This window comes from Xanthomonas sp. WHRI 6106, assembly GCF_040202405.1.
Classification (GTDB): Bacteria; Pseudomonadota; Gammaproteobacteria; order Xanthomonadales; family Xanthomonadaceae; genus Xanthomonas; species Xanthomonas cannabis.
Genome location: NZ_JBEGFC010000001.1, coordinates 456,320 through 482,746 on the forward strand (window position 1 = coordinate 456,320; position 26,427 = coordinate 482,746).

Here is a 26,427-nt window from a genome sequence, read left to right on the forward strand (position 1 = left end):
GTCATGGCACCCACCGCAGTCAGCTACGCTGAAAAGCAACATGCCGCGTCCCTGACAGGACGCGGCATGTAGATGTGTCGCTGTGCAGGCGCGCAGCAATAACGCACACCGCATCGGTGCGCAGGCGTACCGCCGCATGCTTAGAAGCGGAAATTCAACCAGCCCATCACGAAGGTCGAATCGCCATAACCGGCTCTTTCCAGCGCGGGGCCGGCCATCAGGTGCTCGGCGCGGAAGGTTACCGACCAGTTCGGGTCGATGTTCCAGGTGGCGTTGATGCGCGGCATGGTGCCGATGCGGCGCTCGCCGGTGTTCTGCGTGCGTGCATAGGCGCGTGCCTGGTTGTTGTAGATCGCATCGCTGGTGGTCTGGCGCCACAGGGTTTCCCATTCCAGATTCACGGTGAGCTTGGAGGTGGGCGAGAAGGTAAAGGTCGGCGCGGCGGTGACCAGATTCACCGGACCGAAGAAGGTGGCCCAGCTGAAATAGATCGTGTTGCCGTACAGGAAGTTGTTGTTGCGCAGCGTGCCGGTACCGGAGGTGCCGCCACCGCCGGAGGCGATTTCGCTATGGAACCCCAGGCGCGGCTTCCAGCCGGTTTCGCTCAGCGACCAGGCGTTGGAGGTGCTGGCCATGTAGGCACGCAGGTCGCGTCCGCCAAAGCTGCCGCGCTGCACGGTCACGAACGAATCGGTGCGCAGCTTGCCCACGTTGCCCCACAGGCGCAGGCCGTAGTAATTGCGGTGCTCTTCGGCGGTCTGCCGGCCCCACACCTGATTGTCGTTGCGGAATTGATAGAAGAACGGTTCCAGGTACATCGGCTTGGCGGTCGGCAGGCGGTAGCCACCGACCACACCGCGGAAGTGCCGCGAGCGGTCGATACGGTCGTCGCCCAGGCCTTCGGTGCCATCCAGGTTAAAATTGAAGTCGAACACGTCGACACGCGTTTTGTCGCCGATCGCCCAGGCACGCGCACCGTTGAAGGTGACGAAGATGTCGGTATTGTCGCGCAGCGCCATCAAGGTGGTGGGGCCATCGACGAAGACCTGGCGGCCGACCCGCAAACCGGTGTCGGCGCTGCCGATGCGGCCTTTCACGTCGAAGAACACCTGCTGCAGGATGGCGTTGTTCTCCTGCGTACCGGTCTTGGCGCCTTCGTTGCGCCCATCCAGGCTGCCGTGCGCCAGTTCCGTGTACAGACGGAAGTGTTCGCCCACGTGCAGGTCCGCGCCGAAGAACGCGCGCAGCAGATACTGCTGTTGCGAGTGGCTACCGGGAATCAGCCCTGGGTTGGTGATGGTGTTGCTGCGCACGCGCAGCTCGTTGCTGAGCGAGACGTAGACATCGCCGTCTTCGCTGAGCGGGATGTACTTGAGCGGATCGAACGGGCTCTTGCGCTTGGACGTGTCTTTCAAATACGACCAGTCTTCGGCCCAGCGCACCTGCCACATGTTGCCGCCCTGCTTGGCGCCCCAGCCCTGGGCTTCCTGCGGGTAGCCCTTTGCGGTGGCCGGCGCGGTGGTCACCGGCGCCTTGGCCGGCTCGGCAACGGCCTGCTCGGCATTGGCCGGTGCCGGCTGCACCTGCGCCAGCGCCAGGCCCGGCAACGCCAACCCGATCGCAAGGCACAGGCGCCGCGTGGCACCAAAGGAAGTATCAGCCATGGCCGGCTGCGCCAAGCGTGTCAATTGCATCGTCTTGCCCCATCGAAAAATGAAAACCCCTGAGCGAAGCTTATCGGCACGGGGGGCGTTGACTGTAGTAAAGCCGTGCCGGAAACGCAGTAACCCAAAGGTTCTAAGCTCATGAACGGACTGGGGTTTGCGTAGGCGGGCGCTAGCGGGGCGGGGATTGGGGATTCAGCATCGGGGATTCGCAACGGCGGCGCTGGGTTTTTGCGGTGGAGCTCGCTGCGACGCCGACACTGGTCGAACAAGCTGGCGACCACCGCTTTGTTTTCGTTTTGGCGAATCCCCAATGCCGAATCCCCAATCCCCGCCCGTGACTACCGGCACATCCACTATAGCTAGGTTCTACATAGCATCACCTTCGACCTAGCGGAGATGGCCGATGAGCGAGCCAGATATCCACCTACGCAAATTTCAGAAGGAGCTGAGTGCGGGCACTGTGTCGCTGGCCTTGCTGGCCGTCCTGGCACAGGCGGACGAGCCGCTGTACGGCTACCTCATCGCCAAGCGGCTGGAGCGGCTGGGAGGCGTGCTCAGCGGCAAGCAGAGCGCCCTGTACCCGGTGCTGCGCAATCTGGAGGGGGCAGGGCTGTTGCAGAGCCATATCGAGCCATCTGCGTCTGGGCCGCCGCGCCGTTATTACCGCATTAACGACAGCGGGCGTGACTGCCTGCGCGAATGGACCGCCGCCTGGCGCGCCACCCGTGATTCCGTTGACTCAGTGCTGCAGGGGACCCACTTATGAACACGATTGTGCAGTCACATCCGTTGCCGACCACCATTTCCGATTACCTGGCGCAGCTGCGGCAGGCGCTGGCGGGCGCCGACCCGGCGATGATCCAGGACGCGCTCTACGACGCCGAAGAATATCTGCGCGCCGAGCTTGCGGAACAGCACGGCAAGAGCGAGGCGGAGGTCATTGCAGGCGTGGCTGGCAGCTACGGCGCGCCGGAGGAAGTGGCCGAGATCTACCGCGAAACCGAAGTGACCGTGACCCGCGCGTTGCGTCCACCGGCGCCGCCCAAACGCGCATCGTGGATTGGCAACTTCTTCGGTGTGGCAGCCGACCCGCGCACCTATGGCGCACTGTTCTACATGCTGCTGTCGCTGCTTACCGGCGTTTTTTATTTCACCTGGGTCGTCACTGGCGCGAGCCTGTCGATCGGGCTGCTGATCCTGATCATCGGCGTGCCGTTGCTGGTGTTGTTCTTCGGCTCGGTACGGGTGTTGTCGCTGGTGGAAGGCCGCGTGGTCGAAACGCTGCTGGGCGTGCGCATGCCGCGTCGACCGCAACATCCGGGCCTGCAGGGCAGTTGGCTGCAACGCATTGGCGCGATGTTCACCGACGTGCGCACCTGGAGCACGATGCTGTACTTCGTGTTGATGCTGCCGCTGGGAACTCTCTACTTCACCGTGTTTTGCACGCTGCTGTCGCTGTCGCTTGGGCTGGCCGCTTCACCGCTTGTCGTGTTGTTCGACAACACGGCCGTGCTGACCTGGGATGGCGTGGACATCACCGGTTCCTGGCTGACGTTGCCGTTGTTCGCGGTGGGCGTGCTGTTGTTGTTCGTCACGCTGCATCTGGCGCGCGCCTTCGGCAAGTTGCACGGCATGTTCGCCAAGCAGCTGTTGGTCAAGAGTGGCGAAGCGGCTGCGTGACGCGCGCGAGCGATGTATTAGCATGCACAGCATCGATGATGGCGTTTGCAGGCCGGCATTGCTTCGCGTGCTGTCGCACGTAGAACAGCTGACAACACATGGCGAGCAGTTGTCGGTCGGGTGTGGGCAGCGCACAGGAACCGGAGTGTGCGCGCGAGATATACCGTGCTGGCCGCGGGCCGCGCGCACCTGGCGGTTGGGTAGCAGGTTTGCTGGGCGACCTTGGTGGCGATACAAAAAAATCCCCGGCCGTGCCGGGGATTTTATTTCTTGGTTCAGGCGCGCTTGCCGCGCTTGCGGATCGGGGTCACGGTGGCGGGGTCGCGGCTGCCGACCGGGTCGGCATCGTAGCGGGCGATGAATTCGCGTACCTGCGGGTACACCACTTCACGCCAACGACGGCCGCTGAAGATGCCGTAATGACCGGCGCCTTCCACCACCAGATGACGGCGATGCGCCGCATCGATGCCGGTGCACAGATCGTGTACCGCTTCGGTCTGGCCAAGGCCGGCGATGTCGTCCAGCTCGCCTTCGATGCTCAGCAGCGCGGTATTGCGGATCGCCGATGGCTTGACCAGTTGGCCGTCCACTTTCCACTTGCCCTGCGGCAGCAAAAACTCCTGAAACACCACGCGGATGGTGTCCAGGTAATACTCGGCCGGCATGTCGAGCACGGCGTTGTATTCGTCGTAGAACTGCCGATGCGCTTGCGCATCCTGCAGGTCGCCCTTGACCAGATCGGTGTAGAAATCCCAGTGCGACATCACGTGCCGGTTGGGGTTCATCGACAGGAAGCCGGCGTGCTGCAGGAAGCCCGGATACACCTGACGGCCATGGCCCGGATACGGGAACGGCACGGTGTGGATCAGGTTGTTCTGGAACCACTCGATACCGTTTTCCGTGGCCAGGTTGTTGACCTGGGTGGGGCTACGGCGCGCATCGATCGGCCCGCCCATCATCACCAGCGAGCGCGGGGTGGGCTCGTCGTTGCTGGCCATCAGCGAGACCGCCGCCAACACCGGTACCGTGGGCTGGCACACGCTCACCACGTGCAGGCGCTCGGCGCCGATATGGCGGATGAACTCCTGGATGTAGGTGATGTAGTCCTCGAGCCGGAACGCGCCTGCTTCCAGCGGCACCATGCGCGCGTCCACCCAGTCGGTCACATAGACCTTGTGGTTGCGCAGCAGGGTGCGCACGGTGTCGCGCAACAGGGTGGCGTGGTGGCCGGACAACGGCGCCACCACCAGCACGGCCGGTTGCTCCTTCATCTTGCCGATCAGCTCGACGTGGTCGCTGAAACGCTTGAAGCGCAGCAGCCGGCTGAACGGCTTGCTCAACACTTCGCGTTCGATGATCGGCAGCGAATGGCCATCGACCTCGACATCGTCCAGCGCCCAGGCAGGCTTTTCGTATTCCTTGCCCAGCCGATGAAACAGCTCGTTGCTGGCGGCCATGCGTTCGGCACCGGGAAGCGATGCCCACAGGCTGTCGGGGTCGGAGAACATCTTGGCGTTCGCCTGGGCCTGATGCACCCAGGGGGCTAGCAGATTGCGGGTCAGCTCATGCAGTTGATAAAGCATTCCACCCATCCGTGCGGTTTTGCTGCCGCGCAGCATACCGGGTTTGGCGCATTTGCACCTTAATGGGGCTCCGGACGGTTGAGGCTGTCATGGGAGCTATGGCAGACATAGGCTGCGTTATCTGCTGCTGTCTGTGCTCGTTCAGATGGTGTGCACGGCTGGAAGATCGCGCTTGGCGGCAGGCCGACGCAGGGCCTGCAGAAGCAAGCCCCTCTCCTGCGGGAGAGGGGTTGGGGTGAGGGTACGGTGCGAAGCCACGTCCATTCAAATTGCATCAGGCTTCGCCCGTACCCTCATCCGCCCCTGCGGGGCACCTTTTCCCAACGGGAGAAGGAACAGCTCGCGCGGTTGCAAGGTGGCGTTAGGCGGCCGGATGACGTAGGGCCCGTAGAAGCAAGCCCCTCTCCTGCGGGAGAGGAGTTGGGATCAGGGTACGGGGCGAAGCCACGTCCATTCAAATTGCATCAGGCTTCGCCCGTACCCTCATCCGCCCCTGCGGGGCACCTTCTCCCGACGGGAGAAGAAGGAACAGCTCGCGCGGTTGCAAGATGGCGTTCGGCGGTAGGCCGACGCAGGGCCTGCAGAAGCAAGCCACTCTCCTGCGGGAGAGGGGTTGGGGTGAGGGTACGGGGCGAAGCCCACGCGGAATCAAACGCGAGCTGGCGATACACCAACCACGTCAAGCCTGGTACGTCATCGCAACCCGTTCCTGCGAGGCGCCTTCCCCCGGTCGCCAGCAGCCGCGAACATCTGCTCAGCTGCGCTCCAATGCAGACGTCTCTCCAGCCAATTGCGGCGACAACCAGCAGTGCGACCCGAGCGCAGTAAAGCCCACGCTGGCGAAGCGGCGCCGGTACCAGCGCGATGGCCGCGCCTGAAAACCGTCATGGTCGCCTTCGAAGGCATCTTCTTCGGCAAAGGTTTCCAGAAACGCCACGCCTGCGCACATGTCGGCCAATCCGGGCAGGCCCTGATTGAATTCGCGCGTGGGCACGTAATGCAGGACATCCGAGCAGATCAGCAGATCTACCGGTGCGCAGGGGCGCAGCCAGGCGAAGTCGCCGAAGCGGGCAGGGTGGATCTGGCGGCTACGGCCGTAGCGCCGGACGGCGTAGTCGCTGCTGTCAAAGCCCAGGTAGCTGAGCTTGGGACGCAGCGCCAGCAAGGGCGCGCGCCATGCGGCTTCGCCGCAGCCGACATCCAGCACGCTGCGGATCGGGCGTTCCAGGTAGTACTCGGCCTGTGCGACCGCGAGTGCGACCTTGCGTCGCAGGCGAGCGGGGTCGGCCAGCCCGGCATCGCGATACCAGCGGCGGAAATACTGGGCGTCGTACTGTTTCTGGTCTGACTGCTGCATGGTCTCAGCTGCTTTCGCGCGTGCGGATGGGTGAAAATGCGGGCCATCCTACGCGAGCCAACGGAGCCAGCGCATGACCCTGTATTTGTGGATCAAGACCTTCCATCTGTTGTTCGTGATCGCCTGGATGGCGGCGGTGTTCTATCTGCCGCGCATCCTGGTCAACATCGCCGAAGCCGGCGGCGAATCTGCAGTGCGCGCACGCCTGGTGCTGATGGGCCGGCGGCTGTACAAATTCGGCCACAGCATGCTGGGGCTGGCGCTGCTGCTGGGCGCAGTGCTGTGGCAGGGCTACCGCGTGATTCCCGATTTCCCGACCATGGTGACCGGCGGTTGGCTACACGCCAAGCTGTTCGCGGTTGCGTTGATCCTGGCGCACTACATCGTGGCCGGGCGCTGGCTGAAGGGCGTGGACCAGGGCCGTGCCGTCCCGAGCGGGCGTGCACTGCGTTTGTTCAACGAGGTGCCGGTGATCCTGCTGGTCGGTGTGATCTGGCTGGTGCTGGCCAAGCCGTTCTGAGCGGCGTTGCGTGCAAGGCGGCATGGCGTCGCCTCGTACGCAGGAGCCGAGGCTGACGTCGCCGCGATGCCGGCCTGAAACGTCAGCAGGATCACCATCCGGTAGGACGGACCACCGCTGCGCACCACGTGCACGCAGCAGGCCAGCTGCAACACGATCGAGCGCAGCAGCGACTCAGGGTGGCTGGGACGTCCTGTCCATTAGCGGGTTGCGCGCGCTCCGGGCCACGGAGCGCGAGCATTCAGTGCCCCTCGTAGGCACCGTAGCTACGCAGGCGCTCGTAGCGCTGCTGCAGCAAGGTTTCCACCGGGATCTTTTCCAGCGCGTCCAGCTCGTTGAGCAGCACGGCCTTCAGGCGCTTGCCCATCTGCTCGGGATTGCGGTGCGCGCCGCCGGTGGGCTCGCGGATCACCTTGTCCACCAGGCCCAGGCCCTTCAGGCGCTTGGCGGTCAGGCCGAGCTGTTCGGCGGCGTCCTTGGCCTTGGCCGCGTCCTTCCACAGGATCGAGGCGCAGCCTTCCGGCGAAATCACCGAATAGGTGCCGTATTCCAGCATCAGGGTGCGGTCGCCCACGCCGATCGCCAGCGCGCCGCCGGAGCCGCCTTCGCCGATCACCGTGCAGATCACCGGGATCTTGAGTTCGGCCATTTCCAGCAGGTTGCGCGCGATCGCCTCGGACTGGCCGCGCTCTTCCGCACCGATGCCCGGGTAGGCGCCGGGGGTGTCGATGAAAGTCAGCAGTGGCAGGCGGAAACGCTCGGCCAGCTTCATCAGGCGCAGCGCCTTGCGGTAGCCCTCCGGGCGCGGCATGCCGAAGTTGCGCGCCACCTTGGTCTTGGTGTCGCGGCCTTTCTGGTGCCCGATGATCACCACCGGGCGGCTGTCGATGCGGCCCAGGCCACCGACAATCGCCTTGTCGTCGGCATAGGCGCGGTCGCCGGCCAGTTCCTGGAATTCGTCGCAGATGGTGCCGATGTAGTCCAGCGTGTACGGGCGCTGCGGATGGCGCGCCAGCTGCGAGACCTGCCAGGCAGACAGGTCACGGAAGATCTGCGCGGTACGCACGCGCAGCTTGTCGCGCAGGGCGCGGACTTCGGTTTCCACGTTGACTGCAGGCCCGGTACTGGCCTTGCGCAGTTCCTGGATCTTGGCTTCCAGATCGGCGATGGGTTGCTCGAAGTCGAGGTAGTTAGGATTCATGCAATGGCGTCGTCAACGTAAGGCGGGGAGTGTAGCTGAAGCGGTGTGGCTGGCCCGTACGCAGCCGTGCGGTTGCACGGCCGGGATTGGGGATTGGGGATTGGGGATTCGGGATTCGGGATTCGCAAGAGCACCGTCATGGCCTCGACGCGTCAGTAGACTGCCGTAGCGAATCCCCATTCCCGAATGCCAAATCCCGGCCCCTCAGGCCCATGGCGGGCTGTACTTGATCTTCACCGTCCGCACCGCCGGGTCGGCGCGCAGGCTGTCCATCAGCTGCTGGTCGATGCGCACCGAGTGGTTGCCGTTGAGGTCGAGCATGCCGGCCACCCCGCCGCTGGGGGCGCGCAGCAGCAGGTCCAGGCGCAGGGGGGTCTTGCCGGGGCGGTGCTTGGCCAGCAGCGCGTCGATGCGCTTGAAGGCCTGCCTCTCGCGCAGGTCCAGGCGCAATGACAGGCGCTGTGCATGGTCGGCGCAGATCTGCTCGTAGTCCCAGCACTGGCGGATGCGCAGGCTGTAGCCGCCGTTGAATTCGTCCTCTCGCAGGCCGCCCTTGACGATCAGGATGCGGTCGCGGGTGAGCAGGTGGCCGAACTCGGCCATCGCATCGGAGAACGCGCTGCACTCCACCCGGCCACGGCCGTCTTCGAGCTGCACGAACACCTGGCTGTCGCCCTTGCGGCGCACCCCGACCACCTGGCCAGCCAGGATCGCACTGACTTCCGGGCGCCAGGCGCGTTTTTCGCCGTCGCCGCCACCACCGCCGCCGCCACGTTGTTGCGAGGCAAGAATCTTTTCCAGCGCGCCCAGGTCGCAACCGACCAGCTCGCGGACTTCTTCGCGGTGCGGATCGAACGGATGCCCGCTGAGGTAGAAGCCCAGCGTTTCGCGCTCGCCGGTGAGCAGTTGGCCCAACGGCCATTCCTTGCTTTCGGGCAGGTCCAGGCGCATCGCCGGCGCGCTCGGGTCGGGCCCGCCGAACAGCGAGTTCTGACCGGAGGCGCGTTCGCGCGCCATCTGCTCGGTGGCCTTCATCACCTCAGGCAACTGCAGCATCAGCGAGGCGCGGTTCTTGCCCAGGCCATCCATCGCGCCGGCATTGATCATCGCTTCCAGCGTGCGCCGGTTGAGCTTGGCGGTGCCCACGCGCGTGCAGAAATCCAGTAGCGTGGTGTACGGGCCGCCGCGCCGGCGTTCTTCGACGATGGCTTCGCACGCGCCCTGGCCGACGCCCTTGATCGCGCCCAGCCCGTATTGAATGGTGTCCGGGCTGGCGGCCTCGAACTGGTAGGCCGATTCGTTGACGCGCGGCGGCTTGACGGTGAGGCCGAGGTTGCGCACCTCGTCCAGGAAGCCCACCACCTTGTCGGTGTTGTCCATGTCCGAGGACAGCGTGGCGGCCATGAACTCGGCCGGGTAATGCCGTTTCAGCCACGCGGTCTGGTAGCTGACCAACGCGTAGGCGGCGGCGTGCGACTTGTTGAAACCGTAGCCGGCGAACTTCTCCATCAAATCGAAGATTTCGTCGGCCTTGGCCGCGCTCACGCCGCCCTTGGCTGCACCTTCGCGGAAGATTTCGCGGTGCTTGGCCATTTCGGCCGGCACCTTCTTGCCCATCGCGCGACGCAGCAGGTCCGCGCCGCCCAGCGAATAATCGCCGACGATCTGCGCCATCTGCATCACCTGCTCCTGGTACACCATGATGCCGTAGGTGTCTTTCAGGATGACTTCGGTGCGCGGATCGGGATACACGATCTCCTGCTGGCCGTGCTTGCGCGCGTTGAAGTCCGGGATCAGGTCCATCGGGCCGGGGCGATACAGCGACACCAGCGCGATCAGGTCTTCGAAGCGGTCAGGGCGTGCGTCCTTGAGCAGGCGGCGCATGCCCGAGGATTCGAACTGGAACACCGCACCGGTATTGCCCGAGGCGAACACGCCCTTGTAGGTGGGCACGTCGTCCAGCGGAATGGTGGTGATATCGACCGGGTCGATGCCGGCGCGCGCATGGCGCACATTGATCGCCTTGACCGCCCAATCGATGATGGTCAGCGTGCGCAGGCCGAGGAAGTCGAACTTCACCAGGCCCACCGCTTCGACGTCGTCCTTGTCGAACTGGGTCACCGGGTTCTTGCCGCGGCCGTCTTCGTCGTGTTCGGCGAACAGCGGGCAGAACTCGGAGAGCGGTTCGGGCGCGATCACCACGCCGCCGGCGTGCTTGCCGGCGTTGCGGGTGAGGTCTTCGAGCTGGCGCGCCAGATCCATCAGGTCGCGCACATCGTCTTCGACCTGGTAGCGCTGGATCAGGTCCGGCGAGGCCATCTCCGAATCCTTGCCTTCGCCCATCGCATCCTTGAGCGTGATGCCCAGGATGTTGGGGATCAGCTTGGCAACGCTATCCACCAGACCGTAGGTGAAGCCGAGCACGCGCCCGGCATCGCGCACCACCGCCTTGGCGGCCATGGTGCCGTAGGTGATGATCTGGCTGACGCGCTCGCGGCCGTACTTGCGCGCCACGTAGTCGATGACTTCGTCGCGCCGGTCCATGCAGAAGTCGATGTCGAAGTCGGGCATCGACACGCGCTCGGGGTTCAAGAAGCGCTCGAACAGCAGGTTGTACGGCAGCGGGTCCAGGTCGGTGATCTGCAGCGCCCAGGCCACCAGCGAACCGGCACCGGAACCGCGGCCCGGGCCGATTGGAATGCCCTGGTTCTTTCCCCACTGGATGAAGTCGGCCACGATCAGGAAGTAGCCGGGGAAGCCCATCTTGATGATGGTGTCCAGCTCGAATTCGAGCCGGTCCACGTAGTCCTGGCGGGTCTTGCCCGGTGCGATCGGGTTCTTTTCCAGGCGTGCGGCCAGACCGTCGCGCGACTGGCTGCGGATCCAGCTGTCCAGCGTCTCGTCGTCCGGCACCGGGTAGGCGGGCAGGAAGTAGGTGCCCAGGCGCATCTCGATGTTGCAGCGTTGCGCCAGCGCCAGCGTGTTGTCGATGGCGTCGGGGATGTCGGCGAACAGCGCCGCCATCTCCTCGCTGGACTTCATGTACTGCTGGTCGCTGTAGTCACGCGGGCGCTTGGGGTCGTCGAGCACGCGGCCCGACGAAATGCACACGCGCGCTTCGTGCGCGTTGAAGTCGCTGGCGTACAAAAAACGCACATCGTTGCTGGCCACCACCGGCAGCCCGCGCACGCCGGCGGCATGCAGCGCGAACTGGTTGAAGCGCTCCTCGCCCTCGCGGCCGGTGCGGGTCAGTTCCAGATGCAGGCCATCGCCGAACACGCGCTGCCAGTCGGCCAGCTGCTGCTCGGCAAGATCCGCGCGGCCCTCGTTGAACAGGCGCCCGGCCAGGCTGTCGCGGCCGGCCAGCGCGAACAGGTTGGCGTGCCCGGCCTGCAGCCATTCCGGATGGATCGCCACCCCGCCTTCAGGGCGGTGGCCTTCCATCCAGGCGCGCGTCAGCAGCCGCGACAGGCTCAGGTAGCCTTCGCGGTCGCGGCACAACAGGGTCATGCGCCACGGCGTCATGTCCGGCGTGGCGATCATCACGTCGGCGCCGGCAATCGGCTTGACGCCCACGCCTTCGGCGGCCTTGTAGAACTTGACCAGCGCGAACAGGTTGTTGAGGTCGGTGACTGCCAACGCGGGCATGTCGAGCTCGACCGCCCGGCTCAGCAGGTTGGCCTGCTTGGCCTTTTTCGGGTCAGCCTGATCCGGTTTCTCGGGCACACGGATGGTGGAATCCGCCAGCGAGAACTCGGTGTGGACGTGCAGATGGACGAAGCGGGAAGTGGACATGCGAGACCGGAATAATGCGCGGTCAGGGTACCGGCGGGGGCGAAGGCGAACAAGGCTTGACAGGTGGGCGGCGGGACCCGGGACCCGGGACCGGGGACCCGGAACAGCGGTGGATCGCCTGGTTGAAAGCCCGCGCATCGCTTCCTGCACGGGCGGTGGGGCGCCGGTCCGTGCCTAGACGGCGCCGGCGTGTTGCACGATCCGCAGCTGTTCCGGGTCCCCGGTCCCGGGTCCCGGGTCCCGGCCTTCCAGCGCCAACCGCACCGGCGCAAAGCTGCGCCGATGGTGCGGGCAGGGCCCGTGGCTTTGCAGCGCGGCCAGATGGATCGGGGTGCTGTAGCCCTTGTGCTGGTCGAAGCGGTATTCCGGGTGTTGCGCGTGCAATTCGTGCATCAGGCGGTCGCGGGTGACCTTGGCCACGATCGAGGCCGCCATGATGGCGCGGTCGATGGCATCCCCGCCAATCAGGGCCTCGGCCGGGCAGGGCAGCCCCTTGGGCACCCGGTTGCCGTCGATGCGCGCAAATCCGGCCACGTGCGCCACGCCTTCCACCGCCCGGCGCATGCCGAGCATGGTCGCCTGGTAGATATTGATGCGGTCGATCTCTTCGCTGTCGATCAGCACCACCGACCACGCCAGCGCACGGTCGATGATGCGCGCATACAGCTGCTCGCGCCGTTCGGCGGTGAGCTGCTTGGAATCGTCCAGCCCGTTGATGCGCGGCTTGCCGGGGTCGAACACCACCGCTGCCACTGCGACGGGACCAGCGAGCGGGCCGCGGCCAGCTTCGTCGACGCCGGCGGTCAACATCCGGGATTCGGCATTTGGGATTTGGGATTGGCCAAACAAGGGCGGCTGGCGGAGGTCGGTCATGCCGTTGCTCCTGACGAATCCCGAATCCCCACTCCCGAATCCCGGTCCTCCAGCAGCTCCGCCACCGCGTCAGCCGCGCGCGCCGAGGCGTCGCGGCGCAGTTCGGCGTGCAGGGCCAGGTAGCGCGGTTGCAGGGCGGCGACCTTCTCGGGGTGCTTGAACCAGTCGAGCAGGGCGACGCACAGCCGCTCGGGCGTGCAGTCGTCCTGCATCAGCTCCGGGGCCAGGTCGTCGTTGGCCAGGATGTTGGGCAAGGCGTAGCGGTTGACCTTGAGCAGGCCCAGCGTCTTGACGATGCGGTAGGTCAGCGGCGCGACCTTGTAGCCGACCACCATCGGGCGCTTGACCAGCATGGCTTCCAGTGTGGCGGTGCCGGAGGCCAGCAGCACCACGTCGGCGGCCAGCATGGCGGTGCGCGCCTGGCCGTCGAGCAGGTGCGAGCGCAGCACCGGCAGCGACGAACGCGAGAGCTGCTCGGCCAGCACTTGCTTGCAGCCGGGGTTGGCCGCGGGTACCAGTACATGCAGGTTGTGCAGATGCTCGGAGACCAGCCAGGCGGCCTGAAAAAAGGTGTTGCCGAGCCGGCTGATCTCGCCATGCCGGCTGCCGGGCAACACGGCCAGCACGGTGCTGGACGCGGAGATGCCGAGCTTGGCGCGCGCGGCCTCGCGGTCGGCCTGGTAGGCGATATCGTCGGCCATCGGGTGGCCGACGAAGCGCGCATCCACGCCGTGCCTGGCGTAGATCGGCGGCTCCATCGGGAACAGGCACAGCACCAGGTCGGCACTGACGCCGATCTTCTCGGCGCGCTTCTCGCGCCACGCCCACACCGAGGGGCTGACGTAATGCACGGTCTTGATGCCGCGCTGCTTGAGCCAGCGCTCCACCGGCAGATTGAAATCCGGTGCATCGATGCCGATGAATACATCCGGCTTCCACGCCAGCACGCGCTCCCGGAACGCGCTGCGCAGCTTGAGCAGGCGCGGCAGATGGCGCAGCACTTCGGTCAGGCCCATCACCGCCAGCTCGCTGGCATCGAACCAGGTCTGGCACCCGACGCCACGCATCGCATCGCCGCCGATGCCGACAAATTCGGCTTTCGGATAGCGCAGCCGCAGCTGCTCGATCAGCCCCGCACCGAGGATGTCGCCGGAGGCTTCGCCGGCGATCAACGCGATACGCGGAGAGCGGAGATTGGAGATTGGGGATTGGGGATTGGCTAGCGCGTCGTGCACGACTTGGCCCGGTCTGGTGGGGATGCTTTCCATCCCCAATCCCGAATCCCGAATCCCGGCGTTCATCGCAACAACGGCCGTTCTGCTGCGTCGATGAACTCGAGCATGCCGCGCACATCGTCGCTGCTCTTGGCCTGTTCGGCCAGCTGCAGCTTGGCGTCGGCCAGCGGCAAGCCGGCCACGTACAGCGTGCGGTAGGCACGCTTGATCGCGGTGATGCGCTCGGCGTCGAAGCCGCGGCGCTTGAGCCCTTCGCTGTTGATGCCGCGCGGGCGGCCCAGCGATTCGCTGCCGACCATGGTGAACGGCGGCACGTCGCCGTTGGTCAGTGCGCCCATGCCCAGGAAGGCATGCGCACCGATGCGGCAAAACTGGTGCGCGCCGGCAAAGCCGCTGATGATCACGTAGTCGCCCACGGTGACGTGGCCGGCCAGGGTGGTGTTGTTGGAGAACACGCAGTGGTTGCCGACATGGCAGTCGTGCGCCACGTGGGTATAGGCCAGCATCCAGTTGTCGTTGCCGACAACGGTGATGCCGCCGCCGCCGCCGGTGCCGCGGTTGATGGTGACGAACTCGCGGATCACGTTGCCGTCGCCGATCACCAGCTCGGTGCGTTCGCCGGCGTACTTCTTGTCCTGTGGCTCGCCGCCGATGGCCGCATGCCCGATGAAGCGGTTGTTGCGGCCGATCCGGGTCGGGCCATGGATCGAGCAATGCGGCCCCACCTCGGTGCCGGCGCCGATCTCCACGTCCGCGCCGATCAGCGAGAACGCGCCGACGCGCACATCGCTGGCCAGCTGCGCCGAGGGATCGATGACGGCGGTGGGATGAATCAAGGGTGCTTGATCACGCATCGTGTCTCACCTCCAAAAAGCGGATTATTCCTTGGCGCCGGCGCACATGACTTCCGCGCTGGCCACGATTTCGCCGTTGACCTTGGCCTCGCCGTAATAGCATCCCATGTTGCGGATCAGGCGCTTCATCTGCACTTCCAGGATCAGCACGTCGCCCGGCACCACCTGCTTGTTGAAGCGCGCGTTGTCGACCTTGACCATGTAGAACAGCTTGGACAGCGCATCGCGCCCCAGGCCGAGCTGGGTCATCACGCCGCCGGCCTGCGCCAGCGCTTCGATGATCAACACGCCCGGCATCACCGGACGGGTCGGGAAGTGGCCCTGAAAGAACGGCTCGTTGATGCTGACGTTCTTCTGCCCGACGATGCGCTTGGCCTGCAGGTCCAGTTCGATGACCCGGTCGATCAGCAGGAACGGGTAGCGGTGCGGAATCAGCGTCTGGATCTGGTTGACGTCGATCGGCAGCTCGTAAACGGGGTGACTCATGCGTTCTCCTTGCCCACAGCCAGGATGCGCCTTGCCAGCGCATCGAGTTGTTTGAAGCGCGCGGCATTCTTGCGCCACGTGCGATTGTCGGTGAGAGGGGTGCCGGACGAATACTCGCCCGGCTCGTGAATGGAATTGCGTACCACCGACTTGCCGGTGATCACCACCTTGTCGCAGATCTCCAGGTGGCCGACCACGCCGACGTGCCCGCCGAGCAGGCAGTAGCGGCCGATTTTGGCGCTGCCGGCAATGCCGGTGCAGCCGGCAATCGCGCTGTGCGCGCCGATGCGGCAGTTATGCGCGATCTGCACCAGGTTATCCACGCGGACGTCTTCTTCCAGCACGGTGTCTTCCAGTGCGCCGCGGTCGATACAGGTGTTGGCGCCGATCTCGCAATCGTCGCCGATCACCACCCCGCCAAGCTGCGGCACCTTGATCCAGTGGCCGGCATCCATCGCCAGGCCGAAGCCGTCGGCGCCGATCACCGCGCCGGGGTGGATCCGCACGCGCTTGCCCAGCCGCACGCGCGTGACCAGGGTGACCCGGGCCAGCAGTTCGCTGCCGTCGTCCACCACGCAGTCCTCGCCGATGATGCTGCCGGTGCCGATCACGCAGCCATCGCCCACGCGGCTGCGCGCACCGATGCTGACGAACGGGCCGACATGGGCGCCCGGCGAGACTTGCGCGGTGGGGTCGATCACTGCCGATGCATGGATGCCGGGCGCGCGTACCTGCGCCACGTCGAACAGCGCGGCGATCTTGGCGAACGCGGTGTACGGGTCCTTGGCGACCAGGGCGGTGCCCTTGGCTGCCTCGGCATCGTCGGCGCGCACCACCACCACTGCGGCCTGGGTCTCGGCCAGCTGCGGGCGATAGCGCGGGTTGGACAGGAAGCTCAGCTGCCCCGCGCCGGCATGGGCCAGGGTGGCGACACTGGTGACTTCGGTGGTGCCGTCGCCGACGACGGTCAAGCCAAACTGTTCGGCAATCGCACTGGCGGTCAAGTGCATCAGGGTGAACCTCGCGTAAACATTAGGTGGCTGTTTTTACGGAAAAAAACCCGACCAAAGAGTTGCCAAACATGCAGGCGTATCTCTTCGCAGGTCGCAATCGTGCGGCGAACCTAGGAAGAAGCATATGAAAACTGCCCTCTCCATTGTCGGAAGCCTGCTCCTGCTTGCCGCCGTGACCACCGCATCGGCCGATGACTTCGCCGATCAGCGTGCCCAGGCGCATAGCTTCTGGGATCAGCAAATTGCCTGCGTCGATGCGTCCGACTGGAGCGCCACCTACACCTGCCTGAGCACCGTTTGGGATAGCTACCGCTAAAAGCTGCGCAGGATCCAGCGGTTCCTAAACAAACAATGGCGGCCCGAGATATCGGGCCGCCATTGTTGTGCTCACGTCTCTTAGAACTGACCGCCGAAGGTGAACTGCAGGCGCTCGATCTCGTCGTTGTCTTCCTTCTTCAGCGGGAACGCGTAGCTGATCGAGATGGGGCCGACCGGGGCGCGCCACAACAGCGCCACACCGGTGGAGGCGCGCAGTTCGTTGGCCTTGAAGTTGTCGACGCCGCTGTAGACGTTACCGAAATCGAAGAACGCCGACACGCGGGCCGACGGGCTGTCGAACAGCTTCGGGAAATACATTTCCACCGAGCCGACGGTCTTGAACGAGCCACCCAGCGGCTGACCGCGATTGAAGCCGTTGATCGGCTCCGAACGCGGGCCCAAGGTATTGTCTTCAAAGCCGCGCACCGAGTTGGTACCGCCGGCGTAGAAGTTCTCGTAGAACGGCAGGCCGGTCGCGGTGATGGTGCGCGAGGTGCCATTTGGGCCTGCCACCACGCGGGTACTGTCATTGCCATAGCTGTCGCCGTAGCCCAGCTCGAAGCGGGTGTTCAACACCAGCGCCGGAATGATCGGCCAGTAGTTCGAGATCTGGTAATTGAGCTTGTAATACTCGACCGTCGAGCCCGGCAGGGTGGTTTCCAGGCCCACGCGCTGGTACAGGCCGCGCGTCGGCATGAAGAAGTCGTTGCGGGTGTCGCGCGCCCAGCCCAACTCCGTACGCCAGGCGTGGAAGGTGCGCGTGCCGATTGCATCGATGTAATCGACGATGGCCTGCGGCGTGGTGCCGGGAAAGGTGGTGATCTGGTTGCTGTCGATGCCGACCATCGCCGAGACGGTGTCGTTCTCGGTGATCGGCACGCCGAACACCACCTGCGCCGAGCCGTTCTTGCTGTTGAACTGCGCCGTGTTGAAGTCCGAGTAGTCCAGCGAACGCCACGACAGGTTGTAGCCCAGCGACACGCCGTCATCGGTAAAGAACGGGTTGGTGTAGGAGAACGCATAACGCTGCTGGAAGGTGCTTCGCGACGCTTCCACTGCCACACGATTACCACCGCCCAGGAAGTTGTTCTGCGACAACTGCACCGAGGTGGTCACACCGAAGGCCTGCGAGAAGCCCAGGCCGAACACGAAGCTGCCCGAGGTGGTTTCCTTGACGTCATAGATCACGTCCACCTGGTCGTTGCTACCGGGCACCGCAGGGGTTTCCACGTTCACCGACTCGAAGTAGCCCAGGCGCTGCAGACGGATCTTGGAACGGTCGATCGCGGCCTGCGAGTACCAGGTGTTTTCGAACTGGCGCATCTCGCGGCGCAAGACTTCGTCCGAGGTGCGGCTATTGCCCTTGTAGAGGATGCGGCGCACGGTCACGCGCGGGCCGGGCACCACCTGCAGATTCACCGCAACGGTGCGGTCCTCGCGGTTCGGGGTCGGGATCGGATTGACCTTGGCGAACGCGTAGCCGACGTTGCTGAGCGTGTTGGTGATCGCATCGGAGGTGTATTCGAGCAGCGCGCGCGAGAAGATGTCGCCGGCCTTGGGGATCACCAGGCGCTCGATGTCTGCCTGCGGCAGCACGGTATCGCCCGTGACCTTGATCTCGGAAATCTTGTACTGCTCGCCCTCGGTGACGCCGGCGCTGACGAACATGTCGCGCTTGTCGGGGCTGATCGACACCTGGGTGGAGTCGATGCTGAAGTCCACATAGCCGCGGTCCAGGTACCAGGAATTGAGCTTTTCCAGGTCGCCGGACATCTTTTCCTTGGAGTACTGGTCGTCGCGGCGGTACCACGAGGCCCAGTTGTGCTCCTTGGACTCCCAGTTTTCCAGGATGTCCTCGTTGGCGAACTTTTCCGTACCGATTAGGTTGACGTGGCGGATCTTGGCGGCCTTGCCTTCCTTGATCGCAATCGCCACGTCCACGCGGTTGCGGTCCAGCGGGCTCACCGTAGGGGTGATCTCGACGTTGTACTTGCCGCGGTTGTTGTACTGGCGGGTCAGTTCCTGGGTCACGCGGTCCAGGCTCAGGCGGTCGAAGGTGCCGCCCTCGGTCAGGCCGATGTCGCCCAGGCCCTTGAGCAGCTCCTCGGACTTGATGTCCTTGTTGCCGGTCACGGTGAGCTTGTTGATCGCCGGGCGTTCCTTGACCGTGATCACCAGGATGTTGCCCTGGCGGTCCAGCTGCACGTCCTCGAAGAAGCCGGTGCGGTACAGCGCGCGGATCGAGTCGGCCACCTTGGCATCGTCCACGGTGTCGCCACGGTTCACCGGCAGATAGGTGAACACGGTGCCCGAAGCGATGCGCTGCAGGCCGTCGACGCGGATGTCGCTGGCAACGAACGGCTCGGCGGCCAGGGCAACGGCTGGCAGGCTGAGGCCGGCGGCAAGAGCGAGGGCAAGCAGGCGGCGAGTGGGAAGACGCGTCATGTCACATCCGGTTGGAGTCGATTTCAGGTGTTGCTGGGTGCCGGCGTATGACGACGACAACAGGCGGAAAGAGTGGAGCAGTTTCATCGTGGAACCAGGCCAAGGATGTCGTTGTAGAACGCCAGTCCCATCAGCCCGGCCAGGACCGCCAGGCCGACGTATTGCCCGGCAATCATGGCCCGTTCGCTGATCGGGCTGCCCTTGACCAACTCAATAAGGTAATACAGCAGATGCCCACCGTCCAAGATCGGGATGGGCATCAGGTTGATGATCGCAAGGCTCAGCGACAGCAGGCCCAGGAAATACAGGAACCAGTCGAGCCCGCGTTCGGCCGAGGCATTGGCGGCGCGCGCGATGGTGACCGGGCCGGAGATGTTCTTGACCGAGGCCTGGCCGGTCAGCATGCGCTTCATCATGCCCAGCGAATCGGCGCTCATCCGCCCGGTTTCGCGGATCGCGGCCGGCACCGCGGCAAACAGGCCGTACTGCTGGCGGCTGTCGTACTCCGGGGCGGGCGCGGCGGCCGGGCGGATACCGATCATCCACTGGCCCTGCGGCGACTTGCGCGGGGCAATCTCCAGCGCCAGGCGGTCTTCGCCCTGTTCGCCCTTGCGCGCCACCTCGATCATGCCCGGGCCGCCGTGCTCGCCCAGCGCCTGCACCTGCGGAATGATGTCCTCGGCCGAGCGGATCGGCTGGCTGTCGATGGCCACGATACGGTCGCCCGGCTTGAGCAGCCCGTCGGCGACCGAGCCGGGCACCACCTCGGCGATCACCGGCGGCTGCAGCATGAACTGCCAGCCGATCCCGGCCAGCGAGGCCACCCGGTGCTCGTCGAAGCCGACCGGCAGCTGCGACAGGCGCAAGGTGTGCTCGCTGTTGCCGGCGCCCTCGGTGGCGGTGAGTACCTGGATGTCGCGCCGGTCCATCGCCGCGGTGGTGAGCTGCATGCTGGCATCGCTCCAGCTGCTCACGCTGCGGCCATCGATGCGCACGATACGCTCGCCCGGGGTCAGCCCGGCCTCGGCGGCCAGGCCGTCGACGCGGCCGACAGTGGCCGAATAATCCTGCTTGCCGACCACGAACATCGCCCACAGCATCGCCATGCACAGCAGCAGGTTGGCGATCGGGCCGGCGGCCACGATGGCGATGCGCTGCCACACGGTCTTGCGATTAAATGCCTGATCCTGCTCGGCCGGGTGCACGTCGCCTTCGCGCTCGTCGAGCATCTTGACGTAGCCGCCCAGCGGAATGGCCGCCACCACGAACTCGGTACCGTGCCGGTCGCGACGCATCCACAGCGGCTTGCCGAAGCCCACGGAGAACCGCAGCACCTTGACGCCACACCGGCGTGCGACCCAGAAGTGGCCGAATTCGTGGAAGGTCACCAGCACACCCAGGCTGACGATCATCCACCAGACCGAACCGATGAAATCACCCATGGATGCAACTCGGTTGCGTGGTTCGGTCAGGCATGAAAGGCGTGGTGGGCGAGGGCGCGTTCGGTGATCTGCCGTGCTTGCGCGTCGGCAGAAAGGAGGATGTCGAGGGTGTCGGCATTGTGCCGCGGAAGCGTTGTCAGCGTGTGTTCGACCAACGCTGGGATCGCTAGGAAACCTATCCGGCCCTGAAGAAACGCTGAAACAGCCACTTCGTTGGCCGCGTTCAGGATGGCCGGGGCGGTTCCGCCAGCACGCAAGGCCTCCCAGGCCAGCCGCAGGCAGGGGAAGGCCGCGGTGTCGGGCGCTTCGAAATCCAGCCGGCCCTGCTGGAGCAGGTCCAGTCCCGCCACCCCGGAGTCGACCCGTTCCGGCCAGGCCAGACCGACGGCCAGGGTGGTGCGCATGTCCGGCAGGCCAAGCTGGGCCAGGGTGGAGCCGTCGACGAACTCGACCAGCGAATGCACCAGGCTCTGCGGGTGCACCAGTACATCGATCTGCCCGCCGGGCAGTCCGAACAGGTGGTGCGCCTCGATGACTTCCAGGCCCTTGTTCATCAGCGTGGCCGAATCCACCGAGATCTTCGGCCCCATCGACCATTTCGGGTGGGCCACGGCCTGCGCAGGCGTCACGGCCGATAGCGCAGTGCGGTCCCAGCCCCGGAACGGGCCGCCAGAGGCGGTGAGGATCACCCGGCGTACGCCGCGGCTGGCATCGCACGAGCGCAGGCACTGGAAGATGGCGCTGTGCTCGCTGTCGATCGGGATGATCTCCGCCCCGGCTGCCGAGGCGGTGCGGGTCAGCAGCTCGCCGGCCAGTACCAGCGATTCCTTGTTGGCCAGCAGCAGGCGCTTGCCGGCGCGCGCGGCTGCCAGGGTCGAGGGCAGCCCGGCGGCGCCGACGATGGCCGCCACCACGGTATCGCAGGCATCGCTGCCCGCCAGTGCGTCCAGCGCCGCGGTGCCGGCATGCGCCTGGGTGGCCAGGCCGGCGGCGCGCAGGCCGTCGCGCAGTAGCGGGTACAGCGCCTGGTCGGCGATCACCGCATGCGCGGGCCGGTGCGTGGCGCACAGCGCCAGCAGGGCATCGACCTGGCTGCCGGCCGACAGCACGCTGGCGCGCAGCCGGTCCGGATGGCGGGCGATGACGTCCAGGGCCGACGTGCCGATCGAGCCGGTCGCGCCGAAGACGGCGACCTGGCGGGGAGAAGAGCCAGCCATGCTTAGAATCCGAGAATTTCCTTGCCGAGTGCGAACACCGGCAGGGCGGCGAGCACGCCATCGATACGATCCAGCACGCCGCCGTGGCCCGGGATCACCGTGCCCGAGTCCTTGGCGCCGGCATGGCGCTTGAGCAGGCTCTCGAACAGGTCGCCCAGCACCGAGGCCAGCACCGCGACGGCCGCAACCAGCACCAGCTGCGGCACATGTGCCAGGGTCAATCCGGCCAGCCAGCCAAACGCGCAGGCCACCGCGATACCGGCGGCCATGCCGCCGAGCAGTCCTTCGATGGTCTTGTTGGGGCTGATGCGCGGCGCCAGCTTGTGCTTGCCGAACGTGCGCCCGGCGAAATACGCGCCTGAGTCGGCCGCCCAGACCATGGTCAGCGCGGTCAGCAGCCACAGGTTGCCCTTGTCCGGGTTGGCATGCAGCAGCACCAGCGCGGCCCAGGCCGGCAGCACCGCCAGGGTGCCGGCGGCCAGCTTGAGCGCGCGTGCCTGGCCGTTGCCGTGATCGGCACCGAAGGTGAAGAAGCGCAGCCACAGCAGCGCCAGCACCCACCACACCACGCCCACCAGAGCGGCGATCTGGAACAGCACCATGGAGCCGGCCGAAGCCCACACCATCAGCACCATCAGCAGCAGGTTGAGCATCAGCAGCACGGTACGCGGCAGGCTGTCGTCGATGCCGGAGAGCTTGAGCCATTCCCACAGCCCGGTCAGGAACAGCACCGCCGCCAGCGCCGCCAGCCATTGCGTGGGCAGCAGCACGATCGCGCAGATGGCGAGCGGCGCCATGATCAACGCGGCAATCACGCGGGTCTTGGTCATGCGGAGGAAGTCTCCGTCGCCTTCTCGGCGATCTGGGCGCTGGTCAGGCCGAAGCGACGTTCGCGCCCGGCGTAATCATCCAGCGCCTGCTGCAGGACGCCGGCATCGAACTCCGGCCACAGGGTTTCGGTGAACCACAGCTCGGTGTAGGCCAGCTGCCACAGCAGGAAATTGCTGATGCGGGTGTCACCGCCGGTACGGATGAACAGATCCGGCGCCGGCAGATCGGCCAGGGCCACCCGGCTGGCGAGCAGGGCTTCGTCGATCTGCTGCGGTTGCAGGCGACCGGCGGCCACCTCTTCGGCCAATGCGCGGGCAGCCGCAGCGATGTCCTGGCGGCCGCCGTAGCTGGCCGCGATGCTCAGCACCAGCCGCGCGTTGCCGGCGGTGCTGCGTTCGGCTGCTGCCATGCGGTCGCGCAACGGGGCGGCGAAGCGGCTGCGCTCGCCGATGAAACGCACCTGCACGCCGCGTCGCTGCAGTTCCTCGACCTCGCGGTCCAGCGCGTGCAGGAACAGCTTCATCAGCGCATCCACTTCTTCCTGCGGGCGGCCCCAGTTTTCACTGGAGAACGCGAACAGGGTCAGCGCGCTGACGCCTTTTTCCAGGCAGAAATCGATGGTGCGGTTGACCGCCCGCGCACCGGCGCGATGGCCGATCATGCGCGGACGTCGCCGACGCTGCGCCCAACGCCCGTTGCCATCCATGATGATGGCAATGTGGCGCGGTATCGCGTCGGAGGGAGGGGCTGGATGCATGGCAGGCGATGCCACGATCAGACCGTCATCAATTCCTGTTCCTTGCCCTTGACGACCTCATCCACGTCCTTGATGGCCTTGTCGGTCAGTTTCTGGATGTCGTCTTCGGCGCTGCGGGCTTCGTCTTCGGTGACGGCCTTGTCCTTGAGCAGATCCTTGACCTGCTGGTTGGCATCGCGACGGATGTTGCGGATCGCCACCTTGCTGTCTTCGCCTTCGCCATGCACCGACTTGCTGAGCTCCTTGCGGCGCTCCTCGGTCAGCGGCGGCAGGTTCAGGCGGATCACGGTGCCCACCACGGTCGGGGTCAGGCCCAGATCCGAGGCGTAGATGGCTTTTTCCACGTCCTTGATCATGCCCTTGTCGAACAGGCTGATGACCAGCGAGCGGCCTTCGGAGACGCTGATGCTGGCGACCTGATTCAGGGGCGTGTCGGCGCCGTAGGCCTTGACCTTGATACCGTCCAGCAGCGCCGGCGAGGCACGGCCGGTGCGGATGGTGGCGAGGGAATGGCGCAGAGCATCGATGCTCTTGGTCATGCGCGTCTGCGCGTCTTGTTTGATCTGGGTGAGCATCGCCGGAATCCGTGTGGAGCTGAATCCGGGGATTATAGCCGGGACTGGGGTTTCACGACTCGCAGGCCGTGAGGACCCGCGCAGCCGGTTCACTTGCCGCCCCCCTTTCACGCAGGGCACCGGGTCGGAAGCCGGCTGCACGACGCGACGCGCCGTGCCTTTGCGACTCTCCAATCCCGACTCCCGAATCCCGAGCCTTAGCTCCGGCCCTGCACCAGCGTGCCGATCTGCTCGCCGCGCAGGATGCGCAGCAGCACGCCGGGCTCGCTCATGCCGAAGATGCGCAGCGGCAGGTCGCTGTCGCGTGCCAGTGCGAAGGCCGCGGTGTCCATCACTTCCAGGCCCTGCAGGATAACTTCGTCGTAGGTCAGGCTGTCGTAGCGCACCGCATCGGTGTGCTTCTTCGGGTCCTTATCGTATACGCCGTCGACCTTGGTTGCCTTGAGCAGCAGGTCGGCGCCGATCTCGATCGCGCGCAGCGCCGCGCCGGAGTCGGTGGTGAAGAACGGGTTGCCGGTGCCCGCAGCGAAAATCGCGATGCGTCCCTTTTCCAGGTGACGCATGGCGCGGCGGCGGATGAAGTCTTCGCACACATCGTTGATCTTGATCGCGCTCATCACGCGCACCTTGGCGCCGAGCTTCTCCAGCGCATCCTGCATCGCCAGCGCATTGATCACCGTGGCCAGCATGCCCATGTGATCGCCGGTGACGCGGTCCATGCCGCTGGCGGCCAGGCCGGCGCCGCGGAAGATGTTGCCGCCACCGATGACCAGCGCGACCTGCGCACCGGCCTGCTGCGCTTCGATCACTTCATGGGCCAGGCGATTGATGACCTTGGGGTCGATGCCGTAGTCCCCGTCTCCCATCAGCGCCTCCCCGGAAAGTTTGAGAAGGATGCGGCGATAGGAAAGTTCGGACATGGGGGAGGCCTCGGGGGTAGGGGACGGCAAACGCCGGCAATTCTAGCGGAAGCCTGTCCCCGGGCGTGGTAAAAATTCCTTTGTCGGCGGCGACGTGACGCGTTGCTCAGTGCGCGCGCGGGTTGGGCGGCGTCGGTACATCGGTCGCATCGTAGGCGGTGACACGGTTGCGGCCGCGATGCTTGGAGCGATACAGCGTGCTGTCGGCGGCCTGCAGCAGGTGCTCGATGCTTTCGAACTGGCGCTCGATACCGCCGTGCGTGGCCAGGCCTGCAGAGAAGGTGATATGCAACGGGCCGCCCTGCAGCTGCGCCATCGGCGTGCGTGCGGTCTCGGCAAGAATGCGCTCGATCACCATCAGCGCCGCGTCGGCCGGCGTGTTGGGCAGGATCACCAGGAATTCTTCGCCACCGTAGCGCGCCACCAGATCGCTGGTGCGCACCATGCGTTGCAGTGTCTGCGCAAAATTGCGCAACACCTCATCGCCAACCAGATGGCCATGCGCATCGTTGACGCGCTTGAAGTCGTCCAGGTCGATGAAGGCGATCGACAGCGGCCAGCTCTGCCGCGAGGCCAGTTCGAACTCATGCGTCAGCGCGGTGCCGAGCTGATGGCGGTTGAACACGCCGGTCAATGCGTCGCGGCTGGCCTGTTCGGCCAGATGGCGCATGCGGTTTTCCGATTCGTCGGCATGCCGGCGCGCTTCGGCCACGTCCTGCAACTCGCGCAGGCTGCGCAGCATCGCCAGTTCGCGCGCCTGCTCGAAGATCATCTGGATGTGCTCGGGTTGCGGCACGCGGATGTCGAACAGCGCTTCCAGCTCGGGCAGCGATTCGGCGATGCGCTCGATCACTTTCTCGAAGCGCTCGGCATCCAGTTCCAGGATGTCCTGGGCCTGGCGCTGCGCGCGCTCGGTGGCGGTGACGGCGCTTGCGGAGAGCCAGATGTCGGCCAGCCGCCCGGACAGCGCGACGCAGGCCATGAACGGCTCCAGGCTCGCCGGTTCGTCCTCGCTCTGCGCGATCGCATTCTGCAGGTACGGCGGCAATTGCCATTGATGCGCGAGCCAGGCGCCCACCTCGGCATGGGTGGCACCCAGGTGTTCGCGTTCGGCATCCAGTAGCGATGCATTGTCCGGTGCCTGCTCCAGCAGTGGCCCGTACAGCTCGGGCGCACCTTGCAGCAGCGCCAGCTTGCCGATGTCCTGCAGCAGGCCGGCCAGCATCAATTCTTCGGGTTTGCGGATGCCATAGGCCTGGCCCAGGATGCGGCTGGCCAGCGCGCACAACCCGGCGCGACGCCAGATGTGCTCATGCAGGGGATGGGCGGTGAAGGTGTTGCGCACGCCGTGCACCATCGAGAAGCCCAGCGCCAGACTCAGGGTGGCATTGAGTCCGAGCATGGTCAGCGCCTGGCCCAGGTTGTCGACGCGGCGGCGGCTGGCGTAGAGCGGCGAGTTGGCCACGCGCAGCATGCGTGCACTCAAGGCCATGTCCATGCCGATGACGTTCGCCGTGGTGGTCATGTCCACGTCCGGGTCCTGCGCCAGTTCGATCACGCGCAGCGCAACGCCAGGTGGCGATGGCAGGTTGCGGCAGTAGTGCAGGGCGGCCTGAAGATCTGGTTGCATGAGTCATCGCCGACGGTGATCGCAAGCA

22 protein-coding genes, 1 other RNA gene and 1 pseudogene are annotated in these 26,427 nt (G+C 65.6%); 4 read left to right on the forward strand and 20 right to left on the reverse strand.

All coding sequences use genetic code 11. The annotated features are described in order from the left end of the window. Positions 1-140: 140 nt before the first annotated feature. On the reverse strand, positions 141-1,694 hold the full coding sequence (locus tag ABQZ09_RS02060) for an alginate export family protein (protein WP_039409611.1): 1,554 nt from the start codon (positions 1,692-1,694) through the stop codon (positions 141-143). 376 nt (positions 1,695-2,070) lie between these two features. On the opposite strand from ABQZ09_RS02060, the gene ABQZ09_RS02065 reads away from it, so the two are divergent. Continuing rightward, positions 2,071-2,433 (forward strand): PadR family transcriptional regulator, encoded by a 363-nt coding sequence (locus ABQZ09_RS02065; protein ID WP_349775986.1) that lies wholly within the window; start codon positions 2,071-2,073, stop codon positions 2,431-2,433. Beyond that, complete coding sequence (locus ABQZ09_RS02070; protein ID WP_349775987.1) at positions 2,430-3,347, forward strand: sensor domain-containing protein; 918 nt, start codon at positions 2,430-2,432, stop codon at positions 3,345-3,347. Before ABQZ09_RS02065 ends, ABQZ09_RS02070 begins: the two co-directional genes overlap by 4 nt. An 86-nt stretch (positions 3,348-3,433) precedes the next feature. Here the strand turns inward: ABQZ09_RS02070 and ABQZ09_RS02075 are convergent. From ABQZ09_RS02075 to ABQZ09_RS02085, 3 genes are all read right to left on the reverse strand, one after another. Next, positions 3,434-3,509, reverse strand: a non-coding RNA gene (locus tag ABQZ09_RS02075) — sX9 sRNA. Positions 3,510-3,622: 113 nt separating this feature from the next. After that, entirely contained in the window at positions 3,623-4,966 is a 1,344-nt protein-coding gene (locus tag ABQZ09_RS02080) for a polyhydroxyalkanoate depolymerase (protein ID WP_228313696.1), read from the reverse strand. Between the two features lie 718 nt (positions 4,967-5,684). Beyond that, positions 5,685-6,287 carry a methyltransferase gene (locus tag ABQZ09_RS02085; RefSeq protein WP_039409602.1) on the reverse strand — a complete coding sequence of 201 codons (603 nt, stop codon included), beginning with the start codon at positions 6,285-6,287 and terminating at the stop codon, positions 5,685-5,687. Between the two features lie 73 nt (positions 6,288-6,360). On the opposite strand from ABQZ09_RS02085, the gene ABQZ09_RS02090 reads away from it, so the two are divergent. Beyond that, positions 6,361-6,807 (forward strand): CopD family protein, encoded by a 447-nt coding sequence (locus tag ABQZ09_RS02090; protein ID WP_166750617.1) that lies wholly within the window; start codon positions 6,361-6,363, stop codon positions 6,805-6,807. A gap of 77 nt (positions 6,808-6,884) precedes the next feature. On the opposite strand, the pseudogene ABQZ09_RS19860 reads toward ABQZ09_RS02090, so the two are convergent. From ABQZ09_RS19860 to lpxD, 8 genes and pseudogenes are all read right to left on the reverse strand, one after another. Beyond that, positions 6,885-6,977 (reverse strand): annotated as a pseudogene (locus tag ABQZ09_RS19860) (tetratricopeptide repeat protein); the annotation flags it as partial. Between the two features lie 71 nt (positions 6,978-7,048). After that, positions 7,049-8,008 (reverse strand): acetyl-CoA carboxylase carboxyltransferase subunit alpha, encoded by a 960-nt coding sequence (locus ABQZ09_RS02095; protein WP_228313695.1) that lies wholly within the window; start codon positions 8,006-8,008, stop codon positions 7,049-7,051. A gap of 204 nt (positions 8,009-8,212) precedes the next feature. Beyond that, on the reverse strand, positions 8,213-11,803 hold the full coding sequence (gene dnaE, locus ABQZ09_RS02100; RefSeq protein WP_349775988.1) for a DNA polymerase III subunit alpha: 3,591 nt from the start codon (positions 11,801-11,803) through the stop codon (positions 8,213-8,215). Between the two features lie 174 nt (positions 11,804-11,977). Beyond that, positions 11,978-12,676: a ribonuclease HII gene (gene rnhB / locus ABQZ09_RS02105; RefSeq protein WP_349775989.1), complete on the reverse strand. Its 699-nt coding sequence runs from the start codon at positions 12,674-12,676 to the stop codon at positions 11,978-11,980. Beyond that, positions 12,673-13,944 (reverse strand): lipid-A-disaccharide synthase, encoded by a 1,272-nt coding sequence (gene lpxB, locus ABQZ09_RS02110; RefSeq protein ID WP_503018343.1) that lies wholly within the window; start codon positions 13,942-13,944, stop codon positions 12,673-12,675. Before lpxB ends, rnhB begins: the two co-directional genes overlap by 4 nt. Before the next feature lie 29 nt (positions 13,945-13,973). Continuing rightward, positions 13,974-14,765: an acyl-ACP--UDP-N-acetylglucosamine O-acyltransferase gene (gene lpxA / locus ABQZ09_RS02115; protein WP_166743297.1), complete on the reverse strand. Its 792-nt coding sequence runs from the start codon at positions 14,763-14,765 to the stop codon at positions 13,974-13,976. A gap of 24 nt (positions 14,766-14,789) precedes the next feature. Beyond that, on the reverse strand, positions 14,790-15,251 hold the full coding sequence (gene fabZ, locus ABQZ09_RS02120; protein WP_349775990.1) for a 3-hydroxyacyl-ACP dehydratase FabZ: 462 nt from the start codon (positions 15,249-15,251) through the stop codon (positions 14,790-14,792). Continuing rightward, positions 15,248-16,261: a UDP-3-O-(3-hydroxymyristoyl)glucosamine N-acyltransferase gene (gene lpxD / locus ABQZ09_RS02125; RefSeq protein WP_349775991.1), complete on the reverse strand. Its 1,014-nt coding sequence runs from the start codon at positions 16,259-16,261 to the stop codon at positions 15,248-15,250. Before lpxD ends, fabZ begins: the two co-directional genes overlap by 4 nt. A 127-nt stretch (positions 16,262-16,388) precedes the next feature. On the opposite strand from lpxD, the gene ABQZ09_RS02130 reads away from it, so the two are divergent. Beyond that, entirely contained in the window at positions 16,389-16,580 is a 192-nt protein-coding gene (locus ABQZ09_RS02130; RefSeq protein WP_349775992.1) for a hypothetical protein, read from the forward strand. A gap of 80 nt (positions 16,581-16,660) precedes the next feature. Here the strand turns inward: ABQZ09_RS02130 and bamA are convergent, their stop codons facing one another. From bamA to ABQZ09_RS02170, 8 genes are all read right to left on the reverse strand, one after another. After that, positions 16,661-19,027 carry an outer membrane protein assembly factor BamA gene (gene bamA / locus ABQZ09_RS02135; RefSeq protein ID WP_047693624.1) on the reverse strand — a complete coding sequence of 789 codons (2,367 nt, stop codon included), beginning with the start codon at positions 19,025-19,027 and terminating at the stop codon, positions 16,661-16,663. An 83-nt stretch (positions 19,028-19,110) separates the two neighbouring features. After that, positions 19,111-20,469 carry an RIP metalloprotease RseP gene (gene rseP, locus ABQZ09_RS02140; protein WP_349775993.1) on the reverse strand — a complete coding sequence of 453 codons (1,359 nt, stop codon included), beginning with the start codon at positions 20,467-20,469 and terminating at the stop codon, positions 19,111-19,113. A gap of 26 nt (positions 20,470-20,495) precedes the next feature. After that, positions 20,496-21,686, reverse strand: a complete 1,191-nt coding sequence (locus ABQZ09_RS02145) for a 1-deoxy-D-xylulose-5-phosphate reductoisomerase (protein ID WP_349775994.1) — start codon at positions 21,684-21,686, stop codon at positions 20,496-20,498. Positions 21,687-21,688: 2 nt separating this feature from the next. Next, the gene (locus tag ABQZ09_RS02150; RefSeq protein ID WP_349775995.1) at positions 21,689-22,516 is read right to left on the reverse strand and encodes a phosphatidate cytidylyltransferase; all 828 of its coding nucleotides are present in this window, start codon (positions 22,514-22,516) and stop codon (positions 21,689-21,691) included. Beyond that, the gene (gene uppS / locus ABQZ09_RS02155; RefSeq protein WP_349775996.1) at positions 22,513-23,274 is read right to left on the reverse strand and encodes a polyprenyl diphosphate synthase; all 762 of its coding nucleotides are present in this window, start codon (positions 23,272-23,274) and stop codon (positions 22,513-22,515) included. The genes ABQZ09_RS02150 and uppS overlap by 4 nt, the downstream gene beginning before the upstream one ends. 17 nt (positions 23,275-23,291) lie before the next feature. Next, positions 23,292-23,849, reverse strand: coding sequence for a ribosome recycling factor (frr, locus tag ABQZ09_RS02160; RefSeq protein WP_349775997.1), 558 nt, complete (start codon positions 23,847-23,849; stop codon positions 23,292-23,294). Between the two features lie 197 nt (positions 23,850-24,046). Next, positions 24,047-24,769 carry a UMP kinase gene (gene pyrH, locus ABQZ09_RS02165; RefSeq protein ID WP_039412029.1) on the reverse strand — a complete coding sequence of 241 codons (723 nt, stop codon included), beginning with the start codon at positions 24,767-24,769 and terminating at the stop codon, positions 24,047-24,049. A 106-nt stretch (positions 24,770-24,875) separates the two neighbouring features. Beyond that, complete coding sequence (locus ABQZ09_RS02170; RefSeq protein WP_184552243.1) at positions 24,876-26,399, reverse strand: sensor domain-containing diguanylate cyclase; 1,524 nt, start codon at positions 26,397-26,399, stop codon at positions 24,876-24,878. Positions 26,400-26,427: the final 28 nt, after the last annotated feature.